The sequence below is a fragment of the Nocardia sp. NPDC050710 genome (assembly GCF_040654375.1).
GTDB lineage: Bacteria > Actinomycetota > Actinomycetes > Mycobacteriales > Mycobacteriaceae > Nocardia.
The window spans coordinates 212,324-237,527 of record NZ_JBFAHV010000007.1; the positions used below are offsets into that span (position 1 = coordinate 212,324).

A 25,204-nucleotide genomic window follows, 5' to 3' on the forward strand; every position below is an offset into this window, starting at 1 on the left:
CGGATCGAGCCGCGCTCGGCATTCGTCGCGGTTCACCGTCGGCTACTACGCTCGGCGGCATGACTATCGCGTCGACTCTGACTGTCCGAAGGGTGACCACGACCAGGGCGGGTGGATTCTCGGCGCCGCCGTACGACTCGTTCAATCTCGGCGATCACGTCGGCGACGATCCGGCGGCGGTGCGGCGCAATCGGGTTCGGCTGGCCGAGGGGATCGGGCTGACCCCCGACCGGCTGGTGTGGATGGAACAGATCCACGGGCGCAATATCGAGATCGTGGACGGTCCGCGCGCCGAGCCGGTGCCCGCCACCGACGCGCTGGTGACCACCGTGCCGGATCTGGCGCTGGTCACGCTGTCCGCGGACTGTGTGCCGGTGCTGCTCTCCGATGACGAGGCGGGTGTGATCGCGGCGGTGCACGCGGGGCGCATCGGCGCCAGGATCGGAATCGTGCCGCGGGTGCTGGACGCGATGGTGTCGGTCGGCGCCCGGGTGGATCGGATCGGCGCATTTCTCGGACCCGCGGCCTCCGGGCGGCAGTACGAGGTTCCGGCCGCGATGCGCGACGACGTGGAGAAGTATCTGCCCGGTAGCGCCGCCACCACGGTGCGCGGTACCCCGGCACTGGACCTACGCGCCGGAATTCGCAGGCAGCTCATCGAGGCCGGGGTCGGCGGTGTCGCGGTCGACCCGCGCTGCACCATCGAGGACAAGACGCTGTTCAGTCACCGCCGTGGCGCCCCGACGGGCCGCATCGCGGGGGTCATCTGGATGCATGCGCACGCATGACGACAGCGGGGCGACGCTCGGACACAGTGCAGGAGGCACGGGGATGACCCATTCGGAAACGGTTGCGGCACAGGTCGATGCCCGGACCGCCGAGCTGGCCGCGAATCTCGCGGGACTGCTCGGCCGGATCGACGCGGCGTGCCGTGCGGCCGGGCGGGATCCCGGCGCGGTGCGTCTGCTGCCGGTGACGAAGTTCTTCCCCGCCTCGGATGTCGAGATCCTGTACCGGCTCGGCAGGCGGGAGTTCGGTGAGTCTCGCGAGCAGGAAGCCACCGCGAAGGTTGCCGCGCTGCGGGATTACCCGGCGGCCCAGGGCGATTCGGACATCCGCTGGCATATGATCGGCCGTCTGCAGCGCAATAAGGCCCGCGTGGTGGCGCGTTGGGCGCATACCGTGCACTCGGTGGACAGTGAACGGTTGGCAATGGCGCTTGACGTCGGCGCGCGCGCGGCGCTGGACGCGGGGGAGCGGTCCACCCCGGTGCGGGTGCTGGTGCAGATCAGTCTGGACGAGGACCCGTCCCGCGGCGGCGTGGCGCCGGCGGATCTGGCGCCCCTCGCGGATCGGATCGCGGAGTTGCCGGGACTGCAGCTCGGGGGTCTGATGGCCATTCCGCCACTCGATGTGGAGCCCGATAGCGCATTTGCGCGTCTTGCGACTTTGCACACTGCGCTGCTGGCGCGACACCCCGCCGCGACCGAACTTTCTGCAGGAATGTCGGAGGATCTGGAATCAGCGATCGAACACGGTTCCACGTGTGTGCGTGTCGGTACCGCCTTGATGGGCGCTCGACCGATAACCTCGGCGTAGCAAAGAAACCTCATCAGTCACATTCGACACATATGCTTGGGACGGACGAGGGCTGAGCAAGACTTCAACACCCGGCCGCCACCGGGGCCGAAGGAAGGTCGACCAGAATGAGCGAGCGAGGAATCGGCGCAGCCACCATCGTGGTCATGACGGACACGAGTGACAGCGAGGTGCGGTCATGAGCACGCTGCACAAGTTCAAGGCGTACTTCGGCATGGTTCCGCTCGAGGATTACGAAGACGATTACGTCGACGATCGGGCCCCCCGCGGTGCGAGCGATCGCGGCGGTGCGCGGCCCCGTAGCTACTCCGACCGGGCCGGCTACGGCGCCGATCGTTATGCCGAAGACCGTTATGGCGCCGAACGATTCGGTGCCGACCGGTTCGACGACGAGTCCGATTACCCGGAGCCCGCGTACAAGTCGCCCTACAAGGCGGGTTACCCGGCCTCCCGTGACTACGCCGACGAGCCCTACGGCGACGACCGCTATGAGGCGCCGCGGCGCCCCACCCGGATCGATGCCGCCCCGTCGTCGGGTGGCCGGTTCCGGGCGGGTGGCGGTGCGCCCATGCTGCGGGGAGCCACCCGGGGTGCGCTCGCCGTCGATCCCGATGCCGAGGAGCGGCGGCTGGAGGAGCGCGTGCGCCCCGAGCCCGCCGTGGCCCGCCGGCCCGGGATCTTCGAGGACGGAGGTCCCTTGTCCAAGATCACGACGCTGCGCCCGCGCGATTACAGCGAGGCCCGCATCATCGGCGAGCGCTTCCGCGAAGGTAACCCGGTGATCATGGACCTGGTCGATCTGAGCAATGCCGATGCCAAGCGACTTGTCGACTTCGCCGCCGGACTCGCGTTCGCGTTGCGCGGCTCGTTCGACAAGGTGGCGACGAAGGTGTTCCTGCTCTCACCCGCCGATGTCGACGTATCGGCGGAAGAACGCCGCCGGATCGCCGAAACCGGCTTCTACAACCAGAAATAGCGGTGTGAACCGGGGGGTTCGACAGTCCGGTCGCGTTCGGGGCGGTGTGGTCATTTTGCGCGACGCGGATTTTGGGGCAGAGTGAACTCGTGGCCTTGTTCGCGGTGCTGTACTTCGTGCTGTTCATCTTCTGGCTGTTGTTGATCAGCCGGGTGATCGTCGAGTTCGTCCGTAGCTTCGCCCGCGACTGGCGCCCGACCGGCGTCGTGGTCGTCATCCTGGAGGTGATCTTCACGATCACCGATCCACCGGTGAAACTGCTGAGACGGTTGATACCACCGGTGTCTCTGGGGGGAATTCGCCTGGATCTGTCGATTATGGTCCTGCTATTCATCGTCTTCATCCTGATGTCGATCGTGAGCAGGCTCGGCCAACCGGTAGCTCCGGTGTGACAGAATGGGCCAAGATACCTTGCTAGATCTGCTAGATCTCCAAAAGACGCGTGAAGGGATCCTTCCATGCCGCTGACCCCAGCCGATGTGCACAACGTCGCGTTCAGCAAACCACCGATCGGGAAGCGCGGCTACAACGAGGATGAAGTAGACGCCTTCTTGGATCTCGTGGAGCAGGAGCTCTCGCGTCTGATCGAGGAGAACGCCGACCTTCGCCAGCGGGTTGCCGAGCTCGATGCCGAGCTGGCAGACGCCAAGAAGAATCGGCCCGCGGCCCCCGCGACGGTGAAGGCCCCGGTGCAACAGGCACCGCCGCCGCCACCAGAACCGATCAAACCCCCGGTCCAACAAGCTCCGCCCGCGCCGATGCCGATCCCGGTGCCCGCGCCCAAGGATGCCCCCGGCGCGGATGCGAATCTGCAGGCCGCGAAGGTGCTCAGCCTCGCCCAGGAGATGGCGGACCGGCTGACCAGCGATGCCAAGACCGAGGCGGAGAACCTGCTGTCGAATGCTCGAGCAAACTCCGAGCGACTGGTCGGCGATGCGCGAACCCGCTCCGAGTCGATGATCGCGGATGCGCGGCAGAAGTCCGACGCGATGCTGACCGATGCCCAGAACCGGTCCGACAACCAGCTACGGCAGGCGAAGGAAAAGGCGGACGCCCTGCAGGCCGACGCCGAGCGCAAGCACACCGAGATCATGGCCACCATCACCCAGCAACGCAGTGTGCTGGAGAGCCGGATCGAGCAGCTCAAGACCTTCGAGCGCGAGTACCGCGTGCGGCTGAAGTCGTACCTGGAGTCGCAGCTCGAGGAGCTGGAGAACCGCGGCTCGGCGGTTCCGGTGGACGGTGGTGAGGCCTTCGCCGACGCCAACACCGCGAACAACCTCGCACCCGCGTCGTTTGCCAAGGGCAGCAAGTAACCTGGCCCTTGGCGGTGCGCACCCGCATCGCCGCCCGTTTGAAGTCGCTGTTCGAGTAGCTAGAGGAACAGTCGAACCGCCTGGCATGCCTAGGGGGTCATCATGCTTGTCTTGACGCTCGTCCTTGCCGCGATCGGATTCGCCCTGCTCGTGACTGCGCTGACCACCGGGTCGGTGCTGTGGGCATGGGGGTGCATCGTCGTCTGCGTGATCGGTGCTGTGCTGTTGCTGGTGAGTGCTCTCTCCATGCGCGGACCGGAAAGTGACGCGTCACCGCCGCCTGGGCGGCATGCCAGACGGTGAGTCGGTCGGCCCACGGAAAGTGGTTTGACCGCGCTGGTTAGAATCGAGAGGTATGGCGTTGATCCGGCTATCACCGGGGAGCCTTCGGAAGAACGGTGCCGGTGTGACCGGCGCTTACTAGAACCGAACGGGTGAGCCCGTCACAGCTCACAACGAGAGGTCCGGCCTGGTATCGCCGGACAAGCGGGGTGGTACCGCGGTTTCGGCGCAACCGGCGCCGTCATCGTCCCCGTGCCCACAGTGGACGCGCCTGCGGCGCGGTGGCACGAGGAGACGCATCCGCGATGGCGGACGACAGCAAGAGCGCATACCCCCGCGTCGACCTGGGCGCTGGTAGCAATGGCTCGTTCCCCGACCTGGAACGACGCGTGCTCGACGCCTGGGCGGCCGATGACACCTTCCGCGCGAGCATCGAGAACCGCTCCGGCGCAGCGGAGTTCGTGTTCTACGACGGCCCGCCGTTTGCCAACGGTCTGCCGCATTACGGTCACTTGCTCACCGGTTACGTCAAGGACCTGGTTCCGCGTTTCCAGACGATGCGCGGAAAGCGTGTCGACCGGCGTTTCGGCTGGGACTGTCATGGATTGCCCGCGGAAATCGAAGCTGAAAAGCAGCTCGGTATCACGGACAAATCACAGATCGACGCGATGGGGCTCGCGGAATTCAACGCCGCGTGCAAATCTTCGGTACTGCGGTATACCGGTGAATGGCGCGACTACGTGACCCGGCAGGCGCGCTGGGTGGACTTCGACAACGACTACAAGACTCTTGATCTCGACTTCATGGAGTCGGTGATGTGGGCGTTCAAGTCGCTGTACGACAAGGGCCTGATCTACCAGGGCTTCCGGGTGCTGCCCTACAGCTGGTACGAGCAGACCCCGCTGTCGAACCAGGAGACCCGGCTCGACGACGCCTACAAGATGCGCCAGGATCCGGCGGTCACCGTCGATATGGTGCTCAATGTCGCGGCCGACCATCCGCTGCACGAGCTGGATGGCGCCAACGCACTCATCTGGACCACCACGCCGTGGACCCTGCCCTCCAACCTGGCCATCGCGGTGCATCCGGATGTGCGCTACGTGCACGTGCGCGCCACCGATGGCAAGCGGTATCTGCTGGCGGCCGAGCGGGTCTCGCACTATGCCCGCGAGTTCGGCGAGGAGTCACAGGTACTCGGCGAGTTCGACGGCGCCGCATTGGCCGGGCTGTCCTACGCCCCGCCGTTCGATTTCTTTCTCGGGCACCCGAACGCGCACCGGGTGCTGACCGCCGACTACGTAACCACCGACTCCGGCACCGGAATCGTGCACCTCGCACCGGCCTTCGGTGAGGAGGATATGGACGTCGCGGCGGCCAACGGTATCGAGATCGTGCAGCCGCTGGATCAGGGCGGCAAGTTCACCTCTATGGTGCCGCCGTACGAGGGCCTGATGGTCTTCGACGCCAACCCGGTGATCATCAAGGATCTCAAGGCGGCGGGAAAGCTGCTGCGGCACGAGACGATCGAGCACTCGTATCCGCATAGCTGGCGCTCCGGTCAGCCGCTGATCTATATGGCCGTGCCGTCCTGGTTCGTCGCCGTTACCAAGTTCCGCGACCGGATGGTCGAGCTGAACAAGCAGATCACCTGGGTGCCCGAGCACATCCGCGACGGTCAGTTCGGTAAGTGGCTCGAGGGCGCGCGGGACTGGAACATCAGCCGGAACCGCTACTGGGGCAGTCCGATTCCGGTATGGGTCTCCGACGATCCGGCGCACCCGCGCATCGACGTCTACGGCTCGCTCGATGAGCTGGAGCGCGACTTCGGCGTGCGTCCGACCGATCTGCACCGCCCGATGATCGACGAGCTGACCCGGCCGAATCCCGATGACCCGACCGGCAAGTCGACCATGCGCCGGGTCCCAGAGGTGCTGGACTGCTGGTTCGAATCCGGTTCGATGCCGTACGCCCAGGTGCACTACCCGTTCGAGAACAAGGACTGGTTCGACTCGCACTTCCCGGGCGACTTCATCGTCGAGTACAACGGGCAGACCCGAGGCTGGTTCTACACCCTGCACGTGCTCGCGACCGCGTTGTTCGACAGCCCGGCCTTCAAAACCGTCGCGGCGCACGGCATCGTGCTCGGCGACGACGGGCTGAAGATGTCGAAGTCCAAGGGCAACTACCCGGACGTGAACGAGGTGTTCAACCGGGACGGCTCCGACGCCATGCGCTGGTTCCTGATGAGCTCGCCGATCCTGCGTGGCGGCAATCTCATCGTCACCGAGCGCGGCATCCGCGAGGGGGTCAGCCATGCGCTGCGCCCGCTCTGGAACGCGTGGACCTTCTTACAGCTGTACGCCTCGACGCCCGGTACCTGGCGCACCGATTCGCGGAATGTGCTCGACCGCTACATCCTGGCGAAGCTGGCGGCGACCCGCGATGCGATGACCGAGGCGCTCGAGGTCTACGACATCGCGGGCGCCTGCGAGGAACTGCGCTCGTTCGCCGACGCGCTCACCAATTGGTATGTGCGCCGGTCGCGTTCGCGCTTCTGGTCGGAGGACCGCGACGCCGTCGACACGCTGCACACCGTGCTCGAGGTAGTCGCCCGGCTGGCCGCGCCACTGCTGCCGCTGATCTCCGAGGTGATCTGGCGCGGGCTCACCGGGGATGCCTCGGTGCATCTGGCCGATTGGCCGAAGGAGGGTGAGCTGCCGGAGGACCCGGAGCTGGTCGCCGCGATGGACGAGGTGCGCACGGTCTGCTCGACGGTGCTGAGCCTGCGCAAGGCGCAGAATCTGCGGGTCCGGCTGCCGCTGGCCGAGGTCACCATCGCGGCCGCCGACGCCGAGCGGATGCGGCCCTACGCCGACATCATCGCCGACGAGGTCAATGTCAAGAAGGTCGATCTGACCACCGACGTCGCCGTGCACGGTCGCTTCGAATTGGCCGTCAACGCCAGGGCCGCGGGTCCGCGTCTCGGTAAGGACGTGCAGACGGTGATCAAGGCGGTGAAGGCGGGCGAGTGGTCCGAGGACGCCGCGGGCGTCGTCACCGCCGCCGGTATCACCCTGCTGCCGGAGGAGTACACCCAGCGGCTCGTCGCCGCCGAACCGGAGTCCACCGCCGCACTGCCCGGCAATGCCGGTCTGGTGGTGCTGAACTCGGTGGTCACCGAGGAGTTGGAGGCCGAGGGCTGGGCCCGTGACCTCATCCGTGATCTGCAGGAGACCCGGAAGTCCTTGGGGCTGGATGTCTCCGATCGCATCACCGTGGTGCTGGAGGTTCCGGCCGAACGGCAGGAGTGGGCGCGGACTCATCGGGATCTGATCGCGGGCGAAATCCTCGCCACCGAACTGACTTTCGGTGCCGCGGGCCCGGACGCCGCCGAGATCGTCGGCGGCGTCCGGGCGGCTGTCGTCAAGGCCTGAGGTCAGCGGATCGACCCACCCGGTGCGACGCGTTCGCGCCGGGTGGGTCGATCGCTTTCGGACGTCGGATTTCTGCCGCGGTTGTTCGCCACATCATCGGGTTCGACGGCCGGATACTGATTGCATAATGCAATCAGTATGTGACGAAGATCACATGCTGAAGATTTGCTGGAACTCTTGTCTCGATCTTGAAAGGCCCGGCAGAATCGCCAATGTTGCTGCTGATGCCGGGTTGTACCGGTGATGCTGCAGTGAATGCTCGGAGAGATTGTCCTGCTTGAAGCGCATTGTGACCGACGCTGTTTCGGTCCGCGGCGCACTGTGGCCAGCGGTCCCACCCCGATGATGAGGCCGATGCCACATATTAGCCAGACCGTCGACCGGCGGTCGTCTGGTGGGCCGACAGGAGGGTCGAGCATATGACCAGAAAACCGTTGCGCCGGATGATGTTCGGCTTCGTCGTCTCCGTTCTCACCACCCTGATCCTGGCGAGTCCGGCCCGGTCCGACACCGGCAGTGCCTCCGCAAGCGGGGGTTCGGGATCGGCGTCGGGCTCCGGACCGGGCAGCTCCAGCGGCTCGGCTGCGCTGCCGTTTCCGAGCCCGACCGGGCTCGGCGCGCTGGCCGCCGCCACCACCCAAATCGGCAAACCCTACGAATGGGGCGCCACCGGCCCGAACTCGTGGGATTGCTCCGCGCTGGTGCAGTGGGCGTTCCGGCAGGTCGGGGTAAAACTGCCGCGCACCACCTGGCAACAGGCGAAGGCTGGGCTGCCGGTGCCCTTCGGCGCGTTGTCCCCGGGCGACGTGGTCGTGCTGAATACCGACGGTTCGCACGTCGGTATCTACGCGGGGTCCGGGCGGGTGCTCAATGCCTTCGACTGGGGTGTACCGGTCGGCCTGAGCCCGCTCAGCATGTTCGACATCTACGCCATCCGGCGCTTCTGAGCCGGGCCGGTCGCGCCAGCCGGAATGCCCGCGCGACCCGCTGCCGTCGGCCTACTCCGGGGACTCCACCAGCTGGCGCAGCCGCGGCCCGTATTGGGGATGTGCCAGCGCGGAGGCGAACTGAGCGACCAGGTAGTCGGCCGGATTGCCGGTGTCGTACCAGCGGCCCCGGATGACCTGGCCGAAGACCGGATTGTCGGAGGCGTGCACGTTGATCGCGTCGGTCAGGTAGACCTCGCCCTCGCGGTGCTCGTACCAGCGCTCGGTCTGGCGGCGCAACTCGTCGACGATGCCCGGGGTGACCACGTACCCGCCGATCGCGGCGAAGGAGGAGGGCGCGTCCTCCGGCTTGGGCTTCTCCATCAGGCCCGTGATGCGCAGCAGGCCGTCACCGCGGTCGTCGGCGACCACCGGCACGCCGTAGCGCTTGGATTCGGACGGGTCCATCGGCATCAGGGCCAGGACCGGCGCACCGGTCGACTCGTAGGCATCGATCAACTGCTGGGCGCGCGGCACCTCGGCGACGAAGACGTCGTCCGGCCAGAGCACCAGCATGGGCTCGTCGCTCGAGTTACGGGCGGCGTTGAGCACCGGGGTGCCGTTGCCGTAGGGGCCGTGCTGATCGAGGTAGGTGATGTGGCCGAGCCGGGAAAGCTCGCCGACCTCTTCGACGGCGTCGGCGTAGGCGGTCTTGCCATCCGCGCGCAGCTGTGTCACCAGCGCCGGATTGGGCCGGAAATGGTCCTGGATCAACGACTTGCCACCACTGACCACGATGGTGATGTCGGTGATGCCGGACGCGACGAGTTCGCGGACGGTGTGCTCGATGACCGGCTTGTCGCCGACCGGCAGCATCTCCTTGGGGATGGCCTTCGTCAGCGGGAGGAGCCGGGAGCCGATTCCGGCGGCCGGGATCACGGCCTTGCGGATCTTCATGATCCGATCATCACATACGAAGGGGGGTTGAACGTGGGATCCCCGGGCTTCGGCACGGATTCTCCTGTCTCTGCCGTGCGATGCATCGGACCAGGTCACGGGTGGTCGACGCGGGTGGGGGCGGGGCCGCCGGGCGGTCCGGAATACACAGCGGATCGGCAGCTATGTGTCAGCCACCGTCCAGCTCGGGACCGGGGCGCGGGCGGTCGCGGCGGCGGCGATCTGTCGGTGGGTCGGCGTAGATTCCCGCATATGAGTGAGGCATGGGAGGGGGAGTCGTGAGTACCGACAAGGCGGTCGTCGCCGAGATCGTCGAACAGCTCGAGCCGCTCGACGTGCGCGCCCGCGCCATGTTCGGTGAGTACGGGCTGTACTGCGATGACAAGATGGTCGCGCTGATCTGTGACGATCGGCTGTATCTGAAGCCGAGTCCGGTTGCGGCCGATTTCGCCGACGAGTCCTGGCTGGCCTCGCCGTATCCGGGCGCCAAGCCGCACTACCTGGTACCGACCGCGCGGCTGGCGGACTCCGTGTGGCTGGGACAGTTCGTCAAGCGCACCGCCGATGTGCTGCCGAAGCCGGTGCGCAAGCCCAGGAAACGTCCAGCGAAGCCACAGTGAACCACCCGGCGAAGTCGCCCTATCCGCCGGAACATGCCGACCGCGCGGCCCGGCGGTGGGTCCTCCATATCGATATGGACGCATTCTTCGCCTCGGTCGAACAGCTGACCCGCCCGACGCTGCGCGGGCGGCCGGTATTGGTCGGCGGAACCGGTGGCCGCGGCGTCGTGGCGGGCGCCAGCTATGAGGCCCGGGTGTTCGGGGCGCGCTCGGCGATGCCGATGCACCAAGCCAAAAGACTGGTGGGAGTGACGGCGGTGGTGGTGCCGCCGCGCGGGGCGGTCTACGGCGTCGTCAGCTGCCGGGTCTTCGACGCGCTGCGCAGCCGGATCCCGGTGCTGGAGACGCTGTCCTTCGACGAGGCCTTCGGCGAACCCGCTGAGCTGGCCGGGGCGACCACCGCGCGGGTACACGAATTCTGCGTGGACCTGCGCGCACTGGTGCGAGAACGGACCGGGCTGGTCGCCTCGGTCGGCGCGGGCACCGGAAAGCAACTCGCCAAGATCGCCTCCGGCCTGGCCAAACCCGATGGGATTCGGGTGGTTTCGCCCGACGAACAGCAGGAACTCTTGGCCGGATTGCCGGTGCGCAAGCTGTGGGGGATCGGTCCGGTGGCCGATAGCAAGTTGCGCTCGCTCGGCATCGAAACGGTCGGCGCGTTCGCGGCGCTGCCGGAATCGGAGGCGGTCTCGATCCTCGGCGGCAGCGTCGGCGCGGCCCTGCACCGCCTGGCCCGCGGCATCGACGACCGCCCGGTCGCCGAACGCGCCGAGGCCAAACAGATCAGCGCCGAAACCACGTACGAACACGACATCGTCACGCTGTCGCAGCTGCGGCCCGCGATCGAGGCGATGGCCGCGTCCGCCCACCGACGGCTGGAGAAGGACGGTCGCGCGGCCCGCACCGTGGTGCTCAAATTGAAGAAGTCCGATATGAGCATCGTGACCAGGTCGTTCACGCTGCCCTACGCGACCACCGATCTGGTCACGCTGACCACCGCGGCGCAGCGTTCGGCGATCGACCCGGTCGAATTGGGCCCGATCCGGTTGGTCGGGGTCGGTTTCGGTGGGCTCTCGACGGTGCGGCAGGAATCGTTGTTCCCCGAACTGGATCAGAGCCCGGTGGCGGATATCGCGGAGAGCGGCTGGGAACCGGACCCACAGCCCGAGGCGTCCCGCACCCACGCGGACACGCCGACGCACTGGTTTCCCGGAATGGACGTGATACACCCGGAATTCGGGCACGGCTGGGTGCAGGGCGCGGGGTTCGGGGTGGTCACCATACGGTTCGAGACCAGCTCGACAGGGCCGGGCCCAGCGCGTACCTTCAGCGCCGACGACATCAGTCTGTCCCGTGCGGATCCGCTCGGCAGCCTCCAATGACCGGTAGCCTGGGTAGTCTCGTGCAGTGCCGCCGGTCGGGTGGATGCTGCCGCGGTAACGCTGTGATATCCAATACCAGACCTACCCGAACGCAAAGGACGAGCAGTTGAAGCTTCGTAAGACTGGACGCATCGCGATCGCCGGCCTGGCCATTGCCGCAACCCTGAGCATGACCGCTTGTGGTGGCGACGACAAGAGCAATGACGCCAAGCCGACCAAGGCATCGACCAGTGCCAAGGCCACCGCCACGGCGAATCTGCCCGCGGTCCCGACCGTGGCGGAGCTGAACGCGCAGTTGCAGAAGGCGCTGGATCCGTCGGTGCCCAATAGCGAGAAGCTGGATATGGTGCAGGGCGCCGAGGCCGACCCGGAGCTGCCGGGCCGACTGGCCGAGGCCTACAAGTCGACCAATGCCTCGGTGGAGGTGACCGAGGTGACCGCTTTCGGTGACACCATCAACGCCAAGGCCAAGATCGTGTTGAACGGCCAGGAGAACATCGCCGATGTGCCGTTCGTCGCCGAGAACGGCAAGTGGAAGGTCCAGAAGGCCTGGGCCTGCCAGATGCTGACCGCCCTCGGCCAGCAGTCGGCCGCCTGCGGCTAGACCGGACCGCGCGGTAGGCCCCGGACCGTCGGCCCGGGGCCTACCGCAGCCGCGCCTGCACCACATTCATCCATGAAAACCGCAGGCCAGGCCGTTGACCGGGGGATTCACGCGACTGTGCCGCACCGGCAACGGGTTTCGTTCTCAGGAAGTGCCGTTACTATCACCCCCCGTGGCGGACACGATGGTATGGGCGGGGCAGCCGTCCGTCGAGCAATCCAGTCCCGGGACGGCACACCGCAATACGCGCGGGGGATGGGCCGGACCGGTCGCCTTGATCACGGCGCTGATCGGCGCTCTCTGCGCGATCGCCGTCCCGGTGTTGCCGGTGCGAGTGGACGCGGCGACGCTGTCCTGGCCGCAGGCGGGCTCGACGCGCGGCATCGAGGCGCCGCTGGTCGCTTACGCGCCGTCGATCTTCGACGCCACCGTGCCCTGCGCGGCCATCGACCAGTTGTCGGTGCACGGCGGCGTCCTCGCCGCCACGGGTCCGACCGGCGCGCCGGATCTGGCGAAGTACGGATTCATCGCACAGGTGCAGGCGGGCGCGGCCGGTGCTCCGGCTCGGCTGGACGTGGTGCTGCGAAACCAGGCGCTGTTCAGCGTTCCGGTCGATCAGCTGGCTCCGGATTGTGAGCTGACGGTGCACGCCGATCAGTCGGGAGCCACCGCGATGCTGACAGGTTCCGGGACGGCTCCCGCGACGCTGGCCGGAGACTTCCGGCCACAGCTGGTCGGCGTCTTCAGTGATCTTGCGGTTGCCGACGGCACGCGGGTCACCGCGGAACTCGACACCAGATTCTCCTCGTCGCCGACACCGATCAAGCGCGCCGCGATCTGGATCGCGGTACTCGCCACCATCGTTGCGCTGTGCGCGCTCTACCGCCTCGACCGCCGCGACGGCAGACTGATCCGGCGCTGGCTGCCACAGCGCTGGTGGCGTTTCTCGCTGCTCGACGGCGTGGTGCTCGGGACACTGGTGATCTGGCACTTCATCGGGTCGACGACCTCCGACGACGGCTATCAATTCGGCATGGCCCGCGCCTCCGGGGTCTCCGGCTATATGGCCAACTATTTCGCCTACTTCGGTGTTCCCGAGAATCCGATCGGCACACCGTATTACGACCTGATCCGGATCATGGCCGAGGTGTCGACGGCCAGTCCCTGGGTGCGCCTACCCGCGCTGCTGTGCGGGGTGTTCATCTGGCTGCTGCTCAGCCGCGAGCTGGTGCCGCGACTAGGGGTGGCGGTGCGGCACAACACGATTGCGTTGTGGACCGGCGCGCTGGGCTTCCTCACCGTATGGATGGCGTACAACAACGGTTTGCGACCGGAACCGCCGGTGGCGCTTGGACTGCTGCTGACCTGGTGTTCGGTCGAGCGCGCGATCGCGACCCGGCGGCTGCTGCCCGCCGCGGTCGCGATTCTGGTCGCGGCATTCACGGTGACCGCGGGACCGTCCGGTGTCATCTGTATCGCGGCGTTGCTCGCGGGGTTGCGGCCGGTGGCGCGGATCGTCATGGATCGTGTGGGCCGACCGCGGAACCTGCGGGAACGGCTGGTCGGCTACGCCACGCTGCTGGCCCCGCTGGGTGCGGCCGGTGTGCTGGTGCTGGCGATAGCGTTCGCGGATCAACCATTGGCCGCGGCATTGGAGATGCAGCGGGTGCATCACGCGATCGGGCCGGATGAGCCGTGGTTCCAGGAGTACCTGCGCTACCAGTACTTATTCCAGGGTGAGACCGACGGCTCGGTGGGCCGCAGGATCGGCATCTTCATGATGCTCACCGGAATTCTCGTCTGCGTGATCATGCTGCTGCGCAAGGGCGGTCGGATCCCGCAGACCGCGATGGGTCCGTCCCGCCGGATTCTCGGAACCACCGTCGGAGCCTTGGTGCTGATCATGGTCACGCCCACCAAATGGACGCATCACTTCGGGGTGTTCGCCGGTGTGGCCGGTGCCGTCGCGGTACTGACCGCGATGGCGGTCGGTCCGCGGGTGCTGCGCGCACCGCGCAATCGAGCTCTCTTCGCCGCCGTGATCGCCTTCCTGCTGGCCCTGGTCTTCTCCGGCCCCAATGAATGGTGGTACGTCTCCTCCTACGGCATGCCGTGGTGGGATAAGCCGCCGGTGCTGGCCGGACTGGCGCTGAACAAGCTGTTCCTGTTGCTGGCGATCGTCTTACTCGTCGTGGCGGCCTGGTGGCAGGTCCGGGCTCCGGAACCCGGCACGCCGCACCGGGTTTCGCGGTTCGCCTGGCGTGTTTCGCTGCTGCCGCCATTGACGATCGCGCTGGCCGCGCTGGTGTTGTGGGATCTGGGGTCCTTCGCCAAGGCGGCCATGGCACAGGGCCAGGCTTTCTCCCTCGCGCGCTCGAATATCGACGCGGTGACCGGTGACCCGTCCGGGCTGGCGGGACATGTTCTGGTCGAGGCGGATCCGAACGCGGGAATGTTGCGCCCGCTCACCGGTGACGCGTTCAGCACACTATCGGGTAGTGCGACGGGCTTCACCGCGGGCGGCGTCGCCGACGACCTGCGACCTGACGACGAGGCGACCGGATCCGTTGGCAGTATCGCCGACGCGTTGAACAGCAGCAACACCTCGTCCAGCCATGAGGCCGGAACGGCCAGCGCCGCATTGCCGTTCGGGCTGGATCCGGCCACCACCCCGGTACTCGGCAGCTACCGTTCCGGTGATGCGGGGCCCGCCGAGCTGACCACCGGCTGGTACCGGCTGCCCGAGCCGGACCGGCGTACGGGAATCGTCGCGCTGAGCGCGGCCGGCCGGATTCGGTCGGTGGATGCCGACGGCATCGTCACCCCCGGACAGTCTCTCGAGATCGAATACGGCACAACCGATTCCGATTCCACCGCGCGGCCGATGGGCCGGGTCGCCCCGATCGATATCGGGCCCGCCCCCTCGTGGCGCAATCTCCGGGTGCCCTTCGCCGAGATCCCGGGGGACGCCGATGTGATCCGTCTCGTCGCCGTCGACCGGGATCGCAATCCGCAGCAGTGGTTGGCGCTGACCCCGCCGCGCGTTCCGCGGACCACCACCTTGAGCGAACTGGTCGGGTCACGGGTTCCGGTGCTCACGGACTGGATGGTCGGACTCCAGTTCCCCGGTCAGCGCCCGTACAACCACCGCGACGGCATTGCCGAAATACCCGTCTACCGCATCCTCCCGGATCGGCCGGGCGCGGAGATCACCACGCTGTGGCAGAGCCATGACAAGGGCGGACCGCTCGGCTGGTCCGGCATGCTCCTGCGCGCACGGACCCTGGCCACCTATCTGAACCACGACTGGCGCAGGGACTGGGGCGAACTACAGCAGCTCACCCGCATCGACCCGGACGCCGAGTCCGCGAACCCGCTGATCATTCAGCGGGACTATTCCGGCCTGTGGTCTCCCGGCCATCTCAGCACCGCCTGGTAGCCCCATCACCCCGGCGCCGCGGTAGCCGGGTGCGATTCCGCGGTGTCCGGCGGCCTTGTCCGGGTCAGCCGTTGGCGGTGGCGATGCTGGTGGCGAGGGCGACGAGGTCGTCGCCGGTGAGGCCCGGATATCCGTGCAAGAGGGTGCGCCAGCGGTCCGGGATGGCGGAGGCGCCCCAGCGGGCGCCGAGCAGGCCGCCCGCGATGGCGGCCGTGGTATCGGTGTCGCCGCCCGCGCGGACGCAGAGTTCGAGGGCCAGCGGGAGATGGTGCGGGCCGGAGGAATCGGCGGTGGTGATGGCCCACCAGGCGGTTTGCAGGGCGTGCACGACCCAGCCGTTATTCGGGAAGGCTCGAGGTGTGCCGGTTTCGGCCTGATCGAGCAGGTGATTCCAGTAGTCGGCGCTGACCGATGCGGCGACGAATTCGCGGACACCGCCGAAATCGGCTGCGAGCACCGCATGCCGGATGGCGTAGGTCCAGATCTTGCACGCCTCGATCGCCTGGTGATCGTGGTGGGTGAGGGCGCCGATCCGGCCCGCCATCCGCACGCATTCTTCGGCATCGCCGAGGTAGGCGAGGGCGACCGGCGCGGTGCGCATCAGCGATCCGTTACCGCCGGTGCGTCCTTCGATGGACATGGCTTGAATTCGCATCTCGAGCGCGGACTTCGGGCGAGCCGAGAGCACCTGGCCGGTCTGGACGCCGACATCCGGTGGATCGGATTCGTACCAGCGCACGAATCCGGCTGCTACCGCGTCGAGGTCGATGCCGGGGCCGGATCCGGCGGCCTGTGCGATCGCCACCGCCATCGAGGTGTCGTCGGTCCATTCGCCGGGCGCCCACCGGCACGGACCGCCGCCGATCATATCGATTTCGCGATCCGCCGCCGGATGGGTGAATTCGTATCCGGCACCCAGCGCATCGCCCGCCGCGGTCCCGATCAGCACTCCGGCCGCTCGATCCAGTTGCCCGTCGTCCAGCATTGTCCAACCCCTCAGGTCCCGCGTTGATCGGCAAATGTACCGGAGAGCGCGCCCCTTCCTTCCTGTTGTGATGTGACAAGCGAGGCGCCGGTTATCTGTGCCGTTGCGACGAAATGCGCGGTATCCCGACCCGCGCCGGTACCGGGTCAGCGGGTGGGCGGTTCCTCGGGGACCGGTTCCGCCCGGGGTGAGCGGTGGGTGCGGCGGCTGCGCAGCAGGGCGTCGGCGGTGAAGATCGCGAGCGCGGCCCAGATCAGGGCGAAACCCGCCCAACGGGAGGCGGGCATCGGCTCGTGCACCACCGCGACGCCCCAGGCCATCTGCAGCGCGGGGGTCAGATATTGCAGCAGGCCCATGGTGGACAGCGGAACTCGTTGTGCGGCAATGGCGAACAGCAGCAGCGGGACCAGCGTCACCGGTCCGGTCGAAATCATCAGTCCGGCGTGCGCCGGGCTCGACCCGAAGTCGCTGTGTCCCAGCGCGGCCAGCACCAGGATGAATCCGAGCGCGAACGGTGCGGCAACGATGCCCTCGGCGGCGATTCCGCGCAGCGCGTCCAGCCGGATGACCTTTTTCACCAGTCCGTAGATCGCGAACGAACACGCCAGCGCCAGCGCGATGATCGGCGGCCTACCGTAGTCGACGGTGAGCACCGCCACCGCGATGGCGCCGAGACCGAGTGCCGCCCATTGCGCCCGGGCCAGTCGCTCCCGGAAGATGATCACCCCGAACGCGACCGTGACCAGCGGATTGATGAAGTATCCCAGCGCGCATTCCACCACATGCCCGGAGGTCACACCGTAGACGTAGGTTCCCCAATTGAGCGAGAGCGCGGTCGAGGCGACCGCCGCCAGCCGCCAGGTCCGGCCGTCGATACCGCGCATCTCGCGCAATCGGCCCGCCAGCGCCAGTACGACGAGCACCAACAGCAGTGTCCAGACGATCCGCTGGGCCACGACTTCCGCCGGGCTCGCGAAGGCGAGCAGGCCGAAGAACGCGGGAAATAACCCCCAGATCAGAAACGCGCTTGTACCAAACGCAACACCGGGGACTGCTGTGATTCGCCGCACTCGACTCAGGCTACTTCGCCTATCCGACAGCGCCTGCTGAACGACGTGTCTCGCGACACGCTTTAGGCTGGCAGGCATGTCGATCAGCGTGCAGGTATCGGGCACCACCGGACTCACCACGGCGGAGGTCGAGCAACGTCGCCGCGACGGGCTCACCAACGATGTGCCGGATCGGGCCAGCCGCTCGGTCCGTGACATCATCCGGGCGAATGTCTTCACCCGCATCAATGCCATCCTCGGGGTGCTCTTCATCCTGGTGCTGGCCAGCGGATCGATCATCGACGGCATGTTCGGCCTGCTCATCGTCGCCAACAGCGCGGTCGGCATCATCCAGGAGGTCCGCGCCAAGCGCACCCTAGACCAGCTCGCCATCGTCAGCCAGGCCAAGCCGACGGTGCGCCGAGACGGTAAATCCCTCCAGGTGGCCCCGCGCGAGGTGGTGCTGGACGACCTGATCGAACTCGGCCCCGGCGACCAGATCGTGGTCGACGGCGTGACCGAGGAGTCCGCCTTACTCGAGGTGGACGAATCGCTGCTCACCGGCGAGGCAGACCCGGTCGATAAACAGGTCGGCAGCGAGGTGATGTCGGGCAGCTACGTGGTCTCCGGCAGCGGCGCCTACCGCGCCACCAAGGTCGGCCGCGACGCCTACGCCGCCCGGCTGGCCGAAGAGGCGAGCAAATTCACACTCGTGAAGTCGGAGCTGCGCAGCGGTATCGACACCATCCTGAAGGTGATCACCTACCTGCTGATCCCGGCGGGCCTGCTGAGCATCTACAACCAGCTGGTCTCCAGCAAGGAGAGCTGGCAGCCCGCGGTGACCGGCATGGTCGCGGCGCTGGTGCCGATGGTGCCGGAGGGCTTGGTGCTGATGACCTCGGTCGCGTTCGCGGTCGGCGTCGTGCGCCTGGGCAGGCGCAAGTGCCTGGTGCAGGAATTGCCCGCGATCGAGGGCCTGGCCCGGGTGGACGTGGTGTGCGCGGATAAGACCGGCACGCTCACCGAAAACGGCATGCGCCTGTCGGGTATCAAGACGCTGACCGGTTTCGAGGACACCGAGGTGCGACAGGCATTGGCCGCGTCGGCCGCCGACGACCCGCGCCCCAACGCCAGCGTGCAGGCCATCGCCGAGGGACTGGGGGACGGCCCCGGCTGGCGGCAGACCGCGGTCGCACCGTTCTCCTCGGCCAAGAAGTGGAGCGGCAGCTCCTATGGGACATATGGCGATTGGCTGCTCGGGGCGCCGGATGTGCTGCTCGACCCGGACTCCGAGGACGCCAGGGTCGCCGAGGAACTCGGATCGTCGGGTCTGCGGATCCTGTTGCTGGCGCGCAGCGATAGGCCCGTGGACGCCCCGGACGCGCCCGGAATCGTGCGGCCCGCCGCGCTGGTGGTGCTGGAGCAGAAGATCCGTCCCGATGCCCGCGAGACCCTCGAATACTTTGCCGATCAGGATGTTTCGATCAAGGTGATCTCGGGTGACAACGCCGTCTCGGTCGGCGCCGTCGCCACCTCGCTCGAGCTGCCCGGCGGCGACCACGCGGTCGACGCCCGCAGATTGCCCGAGGACCGCGAGCAACTCGCCGATGTGCTCGAGCACGAGACCACCTTCGGCCGGGTCCGCCCCGATCAGAAGCGGGCCATGGTGGCCGCGTTGCAATCGCGCGGACATACCGTCGCCATGACCGGCGACGGCGTGAACGACGTACTGGCGCTGAAGGATTCCGATATCGGAGTCGCGATGGGCTCGGGCAGTCCGGCGACCCGCGCGGTCGCGCAGATCGTGCTGCTGGACAACAAGTTCGCCACGCTGCCCTACGTGGTCGGCGAGGGTCGCCGGGTGATCGGCAATATCGAGCGGGTCTCGAATCTGTTCCTCACCAAGACCGTCTACTCGGTGCTGCTGGCCTTCCTGGTCGGTCTGGCCGGAGTCGGCTCGCAGATCTTCGATTACGAGCCGATCGCCTATCCGTTCCTGCCCCGGCACGTCACGATCGCGGCCTGGTTCACCATCGGCATTCCGGCCTTCATCCTGTCGCTGGCCCCGAACAATGAGCGCGCCCGGACCGGATTCGTCGGGCGCGTCATGCGATTGGCGATTCCCTCCGGCGTGGTGATCGGTGTCGCGACCTTTGTCGCCTACTTGATCGCCTACGCAGGCCCGAACGCCACCGAGGACCAGAAGGTACAGGCGGGCACCACCGCGCTCATCACCTTGATCATGATCGCGGTCTGGGTGCTCGCCATCGTGGCGCGGCCGTATGTCTGGTGGAAGGTCGTGCTCATTTCGGCCTCGATCGCCGCGTACGTCTTCCTGTTCACGGTTCCGTTCACCCGGGAGTTCTTCAAACTGGATCCGTCCAATGTCCGGCTCACCACCGCCGCGTTCATCTGTGGCGCCGTCGGCATCGTGCTCGTCGAGGCTGCCTGGTGGATCAGCGCGGCGCTGCACGGGGAGCAGCGGCGGCTGATTCCGGCCTCACCCGGCGGCAGCGCCTGAGCGAGCCGGCGGGGTCGAAATCCGGGCAGGACGGCGGTGTCTGTCTAGCCCTCGCGGATTGGACGGCCAACTGGACACCCGACCTGCCGCGCCGCGAGAAGCCTTGTGCGAGGGGGTCATTCGGAGTTGGAGTACCTTTTCCGAATATGGAGGTACTGCTGCACCAGATCGACGCGTTCACCGACGCACCGTTCTCGGGCAACCCGGCCGCGGTCATGCCGCTGTCCTCGTGGCTGCCGGACGAGCTGTTGCAAAAATTGGCCGAGGAGAACAACCTCGCCGAGACCGCCTTCTACACCTCGCACTTACCCCCGGAGGCGGGGGTGCCGCCGGACGATCGGCCGGTCTTCCACCTGCGTTGGTTCTCCCCGGCCGCCGAGGTCGCCATGTGCGGGCACGCCACCCTCGCGACGGCCGCGCAGATCCTGGAGGACACCCACCCCGGCGCCGATATGGTCAGCTTCTTCACCCGCAGCGGCTGGTTGCACGTCGAACGCACCGACGACGACGAATACGTGCTCGACCTGCCGGTGGTCGATTCGGTCGAGATCGAGCCGTCGCCCGCCCTCGTCGCCGCATTGGGTGTGACGCCGGTTCGCGCCTTCACGGGTGCCGACGAGGTCATCGTGCTGGCCACCGAAGCCGAAGTCCGCGCGGCCCGTCCGACGCTCGGTGCCTTTCCGAAGCTGCCACGCTGTGCTGTCATCACCGCGCGCGGCGACGAATTCGACTTCGTCTCCCGGGTCTTCGCCCCCGGGATCGGTGTGCCCGAGGATCCGGTGACCGGGTCCGCGCACGCGCTGCTGGTTCCGCTGTGGGCCAAGGAGATCGGGCGCAACACGCTGCTCGCCCGGCAGCTGTCCCGACGCGGCGGCACGCTGCGCTGCGAAATCGTCGGCGACCGGGTGCTGTTGGCCGGCCGGTGCCGCCGCTATCTCGACGGGGTGGTGACGCTGCCGGATTGAGCCGTTCGGTCCGGGACGGCCGTCACCCCCCCGTCGCAAGGGGCTACAGGCGTGCCGGTTCCGGATTCGTGGCGGCCGGGTCGGGCCGTTCGGGGGCCGGATGCGATATCCGCGACGGCCACCAGACACGCTCGCCCGCGATGAGTGTGAGAGCCGGGACGAGCACCGACCGGACCAGCAGGGTGTCCAGCAGCACGCCGAACGCCACCGCGAATCCGATCTGGGCCAACGAGACCAGGGGCAGAGTGACCAGCACCGCGAAGGTCGCGGCCAGCACCACACCCGCCGAGGTGATGACCCCGCCGGTCACCGAGAGTGCGCGCAGCATGCCCGCCCTTGCGCCGATCCGCTGGGACTCCTCCCTGGCCCTGCTCATCAGGAAGATGTTGTAGTCGACGCCGAGGGCGACCAGGAACAGGAAAGCCAGCAGGATCAGCCCGGAGTCCAGGCCCTCGAAACCGAAGAGGTGCTCGAACGCGAAAACACTGGCGCCCAAGGCGGATCCGAAGGACAGCACCACCGTGAGCACCAGCCCGATCGGCGCGGCGACGGCGCGGAGCAGCAGACCGAGCACTACTGTCACCACCAGCAGCACCAGCGGAATCACCACCCAGCGGTCGCGGCTGGACGCGTCGGCGGTATCGAGATTCGCCGCACTCGGGCCCCCGACCACGATGCCGGGTGCGAGCGCGGCGACGGTGTCGCGCAGGCGCTCGATAGTCGCGTATTCGGCTGCGGAATCGGCCGGATCGCGTGGAATCGCGGTGATCTCACCGAATTCCGGGCCGGAGCGTCCCGCCTCGGCCGCGCCGATACCCGGATCGGCGGCGACCGCGCGCAAGACCGCGTCCCGGGCGCCGTTGGGCGCCATGACGAGCAGCGGAGTGCCGGCGCGGTCCGGGAAGTGCGCGGCGAGCAGGGTTTGGCCCCGCAGCGATTCCGGGGTCTGCACGAACTGGTCGGCGCGCGAGAGGGATTCGGTATTGCCGAGTAGTCCTAGACTCAGCAGGACGAGCACCGCGATCGACGCGACAGCCGACAAGACCGGCCTGCGTGCGATATTCGCCCCGATTCGATCCCAGACCGTGGCCCGCGTGACGTGCTGCGGCAGCACCCGCGGAATGCGCGGCCAGAATATCCCTCGGCCGCAGACCACCAGCAGGGCGGGAAACAGCGTCACCAGTACCAGCAGCGTGCATACGATCCCGGCCGCGCCGACCGGGCCCATCCCGGCGGCATTGTTCATCTCCGCCGCGACCAGGCACAGCAGGCCGAGGCTCACCGTCGCCGCCGAGGCGGCGATCGCGGGTACCGAACGCCGCAGCGCGGCGCGCATGGCCGCCCCGACCTCCGAACGATGGTGCAGCTCTTCGCGATACCGGGCGACGATGAGCAGCGCGTAGTCGGTGCCGACGCCGAAGACCAGGATGGTCAGCACGGCCGCGCTCTGATCGTTGACGGTGATATCGAAGGTCCGCACCAGTACGTACACCGCCGCCATGGCGAGCACATTCGCGGCGGCGACCGCGATGAGCGGCACCAGCCACAGCAGTGGGCTGCGGTAGGTCAGCAGCAGGATCACCGTCACGACCAGTGCGGTGACCAGCAGCAGACGCTCATCGATACCCTCGAACGAACCCTCGAAATCCGCCTGCAGCGCACCAGGTCCGGTGACCTGGACGGTGAGACCGGCCGGATGATCGGCGACCATCGCCCGGAATTCCTCGATATAGGTCGCGGATTCACCGTAGGCTGCGCCGATCATGATCGGATACATCTGCGCCTGACCGTCATTGGAGGTGATCGGCTGGGCGGGACCGCCCGCGCTGTCGTATTTCGCTCGCAGCGTGGCGAACTGGGCGGCGGCTGTGGCACGGTCCGCATCGGTCAAACCCGCGGCGCGGTGGTACACCACGAGAAAGACGTTTTCGGTGCCGCCGGGTAGCGCCGCCTCCCATTCGGCCGCCATGGTCGATTGCGCGCTCGCGGGCAGATAGTCGGTCTCCCTGTCGGACTTGACGTCATCGAGGCCACCGGCCAGCGGTACCAGCGCGGCGAGCGCCGCGATCCATACGCCGATCAGCAGCCAGGCTCTGGCTTTGATACCCATCACTGTCTCCTTGTTGTGAACACAGGAGCAGCGTGGCGGGAACGGCGCCGGAAGACGTCCGCCCGCGGAGGGCTGTTGGAAATACTCCGCACGGAGTACCCGTCGCGGTGTCGGCTGCTGGACAATGGCGGGAATGGATGAACGGTGGTGGACGAACGGCGTGCTCACCGGCGTGCTCCTCATCGGTGAGCCGGCGCTGGCGGCCCTGTTGCCGAGTCCGAGGTCACTCGACGCCTTCGGTGCCGTGCTGCTGATGCTGGCGACGGTGCCGCTGGTCGCGCGCGTATTCGCGCCGCTCCCGGTGCTGTTGGCGCACCTCGCGGTGGCCGTGCCGTACCACGTGGGTGAGTATCCGCACGAGGCCGTGGTCCCGGCGACGATCATCGCGCTCTACACCGTGGCCAGATACGGCAACCGGCGTCGCACCGCGATCGTTCTCGGCCTGGTCGTCGGATTCGGCGTATCCGGAATCCTGATGTCGCCCACCGGCGATGAGAACACCGCGCTGGAAGCATTCGGCGCGGTCAGCTGGTTCGTGCTGGCTTGTGTGGCGGGCGAGGCGGTGCGGTTGCACCGCGCGTATATCGGCGAGGTGCTGGATCGCGCCGAACAGGCCGAGCGCACCCGAGATGAGGAGGCACGCCGTCAGGTCGCCGAGGAACGATTGCGCATCGCGCGGGATCTGCACGACCTGCTGGCCCATACGATTACGGTCATCCAGGTGCAGGCGGGCGTGGCCTCCCATCTGGTCACCGAACGTCGAGCCGATCGCACCATGGTGCTCGAGGCGCTGGAGACCATTTCCGGGGCGTGCTCCGACGCCCGCGCCGAACTCACGGCGACCGTCGGTGTGTTGCGCACCCCCGGCGGTGCGGCAAGGGCCCCGCTGCCGGCGCTCGCGCAGGTGCCGGCACTGGCCGAATCGGCCGAGGCCGCCGGTGTCACCGTGGATTTCGACACCGTCGGTGCGGTGCGCCCGCTCACCCCGACCGTCGAAATGGTCGGCTACCGCATCGTCCAGGAGGCATTGACGAATGTGGCCAAACACGCCTCGGCCACCCGCGCCACCGTCCGCCTCGAGTACCACCCCGACCGTCTGATCGTCTGCGTCCGCGATAACGGCTGCGGAAGTACCGGCGGCACAGCGGGATTCGGCATTCGCGGCCTGATCGAGCGGGCCGAGGCCATCGGCGGGTCGGCGGAGGTGACCGGTGACGCAACCGGATTCACCGTCACCGCCGAACTGCCGACCGCGGGTCCGTCGGGGGCGCCGGACTCGCCGCTCGCGGCGTCGGAGCGCGCCGCGGCGCGGGAGCGTGCCACCGCATTCGGTCGAATACCCGGTGTGGCTTCATGATCCGGGTACTGCTCGCCGACGATCAGGCGCTGATACGCGGCGCCTTCGCGATGTTGGTCGCCTCGGCGCCCGATATGGCGGTGGTGGGGGAGGCGGCGACCGGGCGTGAGGCGGTCGCCCTGGCGCGCTCCGAGCGGGCCGATGTCGTGGTGATGGATATCCGGATGCCGGATCTGGACGGGATCGCCGCCACCACGCTGATCGCCGCCGATGAGAATCTGGCAGGGGTCAGGGTGCTGGTGCTCACCACGTACGACACCGATGACAATGTGCTGGCCGCACTGCGCGCGGGCGCCAGCGGGTTCCTCATCAAGGACACCAGCCCCGCCGCACTCCTCGACGCCATCCGCACCGTGGCCGCGGGGGAGTCACTGTTATCTCCGAGCGTGACCGCCACCGTGATCGCCCGGGTCCGCGCGGTACCCGATCCCGCCCCGCGGCCCTCCCTCGGCACCCTCACCGACCGCGAACTCGACGTCCTGGTCCTCGTCGCCCGCGGCCTGACCAACACCGAGATCGCCGAAACCCTGGTCCTCAGCCCCTTGACGGTGAAGACCCACGTCAGCCGAATTCTCGCGAAACTCCTTGCCCGCGACCGGGTCCAGCTCGTCATCGCCGCCTACGAAGCGGACCTTATCACCCCCGCGACCTGATCGCGCCCCGGGGCGGCGGCCGTGAGGCG

Annotated in this window: 20 protein-coding genes; 16 read left to right on the forward strand and 4 right to left on the reverse strand. The window is 67.6% G+C overall.

Going from position 1 to position 25,204, the window contains the following annotated elements:
* Positions 1-59: 59 nt before the first annotated feature.
* The 8 genes from pgeF to AB0H61_RS15970 all read left to right on the forward strand — a co-directional run bounded on the left by pgeF (position 60) and on the right by AB0H61_RS15970 (position 8,554).
* Positions 60-788 carry a peptidoglycan editing factor PgeF gene (pgeF, locus tag AB0H61_RS15935; protein ID WP_357304364.1) on the forward strand — a complete coding sequence of 243 codons (729 nt, stop codon included), beginning with the start codon at positions 60-62 and terminating at the stop codon, positions 786-788.
* A 43-nt stretch (positions 789-831) separates the two neighbouring features.
* Positions 832-1,599, forward strand: a complete 768-nt coding sequence (locus tag AB0H61_RS15940) for a YggS family pyridoxal phosphate-dependent enzyme (protein ID WP_357304367.1) — start codon at positions 832-834, stop codon at positions 1,597-1,599.
* Positions 1,600-1,777: 178 nt separating this feature from the next.
* Entirely contained in the window at positions 1,778-2,575 is a 798-nt protein-coding gene (locus AB0H61_RS15945; protein WP_357304370.1) for a cell division protein SepF, read from the forward strand.
* An 89-nt stretch (positions 2,576-2,664) separates the two neighbouring features.
* On the forward strand, positions 2,665-2,967 hold the full coding sequence (locus AB0H61_RS15950) for a YggT family protein (RefSeq protein WP_067785731.1): 303 nt from the start codon (positions 2,665-2,667) through the stop codon (positions 2,965-2,967).
* Between the two features lie 66 nt (positions 2,968-3,033).
* Entirely contained in the window at positions 3,034-3,891 is an 858-nt protein-coding gene (locus AB0H61_RS15955) for a DivIVA domain-containing protein (RefSeq protein WP_357304373.1), read from the forward strand.
* 102 nt (positions 3,892-3,993) lie between these two features.
* A complete protein-coding gene (locus AB0H61_RS15960) occupies positions 3,994-4,194 on the forward strand; it encodes a hypothetical protein (RefSeq protein WP_357304376.1) in 201 nt (66 codons plus the stop codon).
* A gap of 284 nt (positions 4,195-4,478) precedes the next feature.
* Entirely contained in the window at positions 4,479-7,607 is a 3,129-nt protein-coding gene (gene ileS, locus AB0H61_RS15965; protein WP_357304379.1) for an isoleucine--tRNA ligase, read from the forward strand.
* A gap of 419 nt (positions 7,608-8,026) precedes the next feature.
* On the forward strand, positions 8,027-8,554 hold the full coding sequence (locus AB0H61_RS15970) for an NlpC/P60 family protein (protein ID WP_357304381.1): 528 nt from the start codon (positions 8,027-8,029) through the stop codon (positions 8,552-8,554).
* 51 nt (positions 8,555-8,605) lie between these two features.
* Here the strand turns inward: AB0H61_RS15970 and AB0H61_RS15975 are convergent, their stop codons facing one another.
* Positions 8,606-9,490 carry a UTP--glucose-1-phosphate uridylyltransferase gene (locus AB0H61_RS15975; protein WP_357304384.1) on the reverse strand — a complete coding sequence of 295 codons (885 nt, stop codon included), beginning with the start codon at positions 9,488-9,490 and terminating at the stop codon, positions 8,606-8,608.
* A 278-nt stretch (positions 9,491-9,768) separates the two neighbouring features.
* On the opposite strand from AB0H61_RS15975, the gene AB0H61_RS15980 reads away from it, so the two are divergent.
* The 4 genes from AB0H61_RS15980 to AB0H61_RS15995 all read left to right on the forward strand — a co-directional run bounded on the left by AB0H61_RS15980 (position 9,769) and on the right by AB0H61_RS15995 (position 15,535).
* Positions 9,769-10,110, forward strand: a complete 342-nt coding sequence (locus tag AB0H61_RS15980; RefSeq protein WP_357304387.1) for a TfoX/Sxy family protein — start codon at positions 9,769-9,771, stop codon at positions 10,108-10,110.
* On the forward strand, positions 10,107-11,492 hold the full coding sequence (locus tag AB0H61_RS15985) for a DNA polymerase IV (protein WP_357304390.1): 1,386 nt from the start codon (positions 10,107-10,109) through the stop codon (positions 11,490-11,492). The genes AB0H61_RS15980 and AB0H61_RS15985 overlap by 4 nt, the downstream gene beginning before the upstream one ends.
* Before the next feature lie 106 nt (positions 11,493-11,598).
* Positions 11,599-12,096 carry a hypothetical protein gene (locus AB0H61_RS15990; protein WP_357304392.1) on the forward strand — a complete coding sequence of 166 codons (498 nt, stop codon included), beginning with the start codon at positions 11,599-11,601 and terminating at the stop codon, positions 12,094-12,096.
* A 172-nt stretch (positions 12,097-12,268) separates the two neighbouring features.
* On the forward strand, positions 12,269-15,535 hold the full coding sequence (locus AB0H61_RS15995; RefSeq protein ID WP_357304395.1) for an arabinosyltransferase domain-containing protein: 3,267 nt from the start codon (positions 12,269-12,271) through the stop codon (positions 15,533-15,535).
* A 64-nt stretch (positions 15,536-15,599) separates the two neighbouring features.
* Here AB0H61_RS15995 and AB0H61_RS16000 read toward each other — a convergent pair whose 3' ends face one another.
* The gene (locus AB0H61_RS16000; protein WP_357304398.1) at positions 15,600-16,520 is read right to left on the reverse strand and encodes an ADP-ribosylglycohydrolase family protein; all 921 of its coding nucleotides are present in this window, start codon (positions 16,518-16,520) and stop codon (positions 15,600-15,602) included.
* A gap of 146 nt (positions 16,521-16,666) precedes the next feature.
* The gene (gene rarD / locus AB0H61_RS16005) at positions 16,667-17,590 is read right to left on the reverse strand and encodes an EamA family transporter RarD (RefSeq protein ID WP_357304401.1); all 924 of its coding nucleotides are present in this window, start codon (positions 17,588-17,590) and stop codon (positions 16,667-16,669) included.
* Positions 17,591-17,666: 76 nt separating this feature from the next.
* Between rarD and AB0H61_RS16010 the strand changes: the two genes are divergently transcribed.
* On the forward strand, positions 17,667-20,090 hold the full coding sequence (locus AB0H61_RS16010; protein ID WP_357304404.1) for an HAD-IC family P-type ATPase: 2,424 nt from the start codon (positions 17,667-17,669) through the stop codon (positions 20,088-20,090).
* Between the two features lie 146 nt (positions 20,091-20,236).
* Positions 20,237-21,055: a PhzF family phenazine biosynthesis protein gene (locus AB0H61_RS16015; protein ID WP_357304407.1), complete on the forward strand. Its 819-nt coding sequence runs from the start codon at positions 20,237-20,239 to the stop codon at positions 21,053-21,055.
* Between the two features lie 43 nt (positions 21,056-21,098).
* Here AB0H61_RS16015 and AB0H61_RS16020 read toward each other — a convergent pair whose 3' ends face one another.
* Positions 21,099-23,165, reverse strand: a complete 2,067-nt coding sequence (locus tag AB0H61_RS16020; protein WP_357304410.1) for an MMPL family transporter — start codon at positions 23,163-23,165, stop codon at positions 21,099-21,101.
* Between the two features lie 133 nt (positions 23,166-23,298).
* Here AB0H61_RS16020 and AB0H61_RS16025 point away from each other — a divergent pair, with 133 nt between their 5' ends.
* Both AB0H61_RS16025 and AB0H61_RS16030 read left to right on the forward strand, forming a co-directional pair.
* Positions 23,299-24,522, forward strand: coding sequence for a sensor histidine kinase (locus AB0H61_RS16025; protein ID WP_357304413.1), 1,224 nt, complete (start codon positions 23,299-23,301; stop codon positions 24,520-24,522).
* Positions 24,519-25,175, forward strand: a complete 657-nt coding sequence (locus AB0H61_RS16030) for a response regulator transcription factor (RefSeq protein ID WP_357304416.1) — start codon at positions 24,519-24,521, stop codon at positions 25,173-25,175. The genes AB0H61_RS16025 and AB0H61_RS16030 overlap by 4 nt, the downstream gene beginning before the upstream one ends.
* The last annotated feature ends 29 nt before the right edge of the window (positions 25,176-25,204 follow it).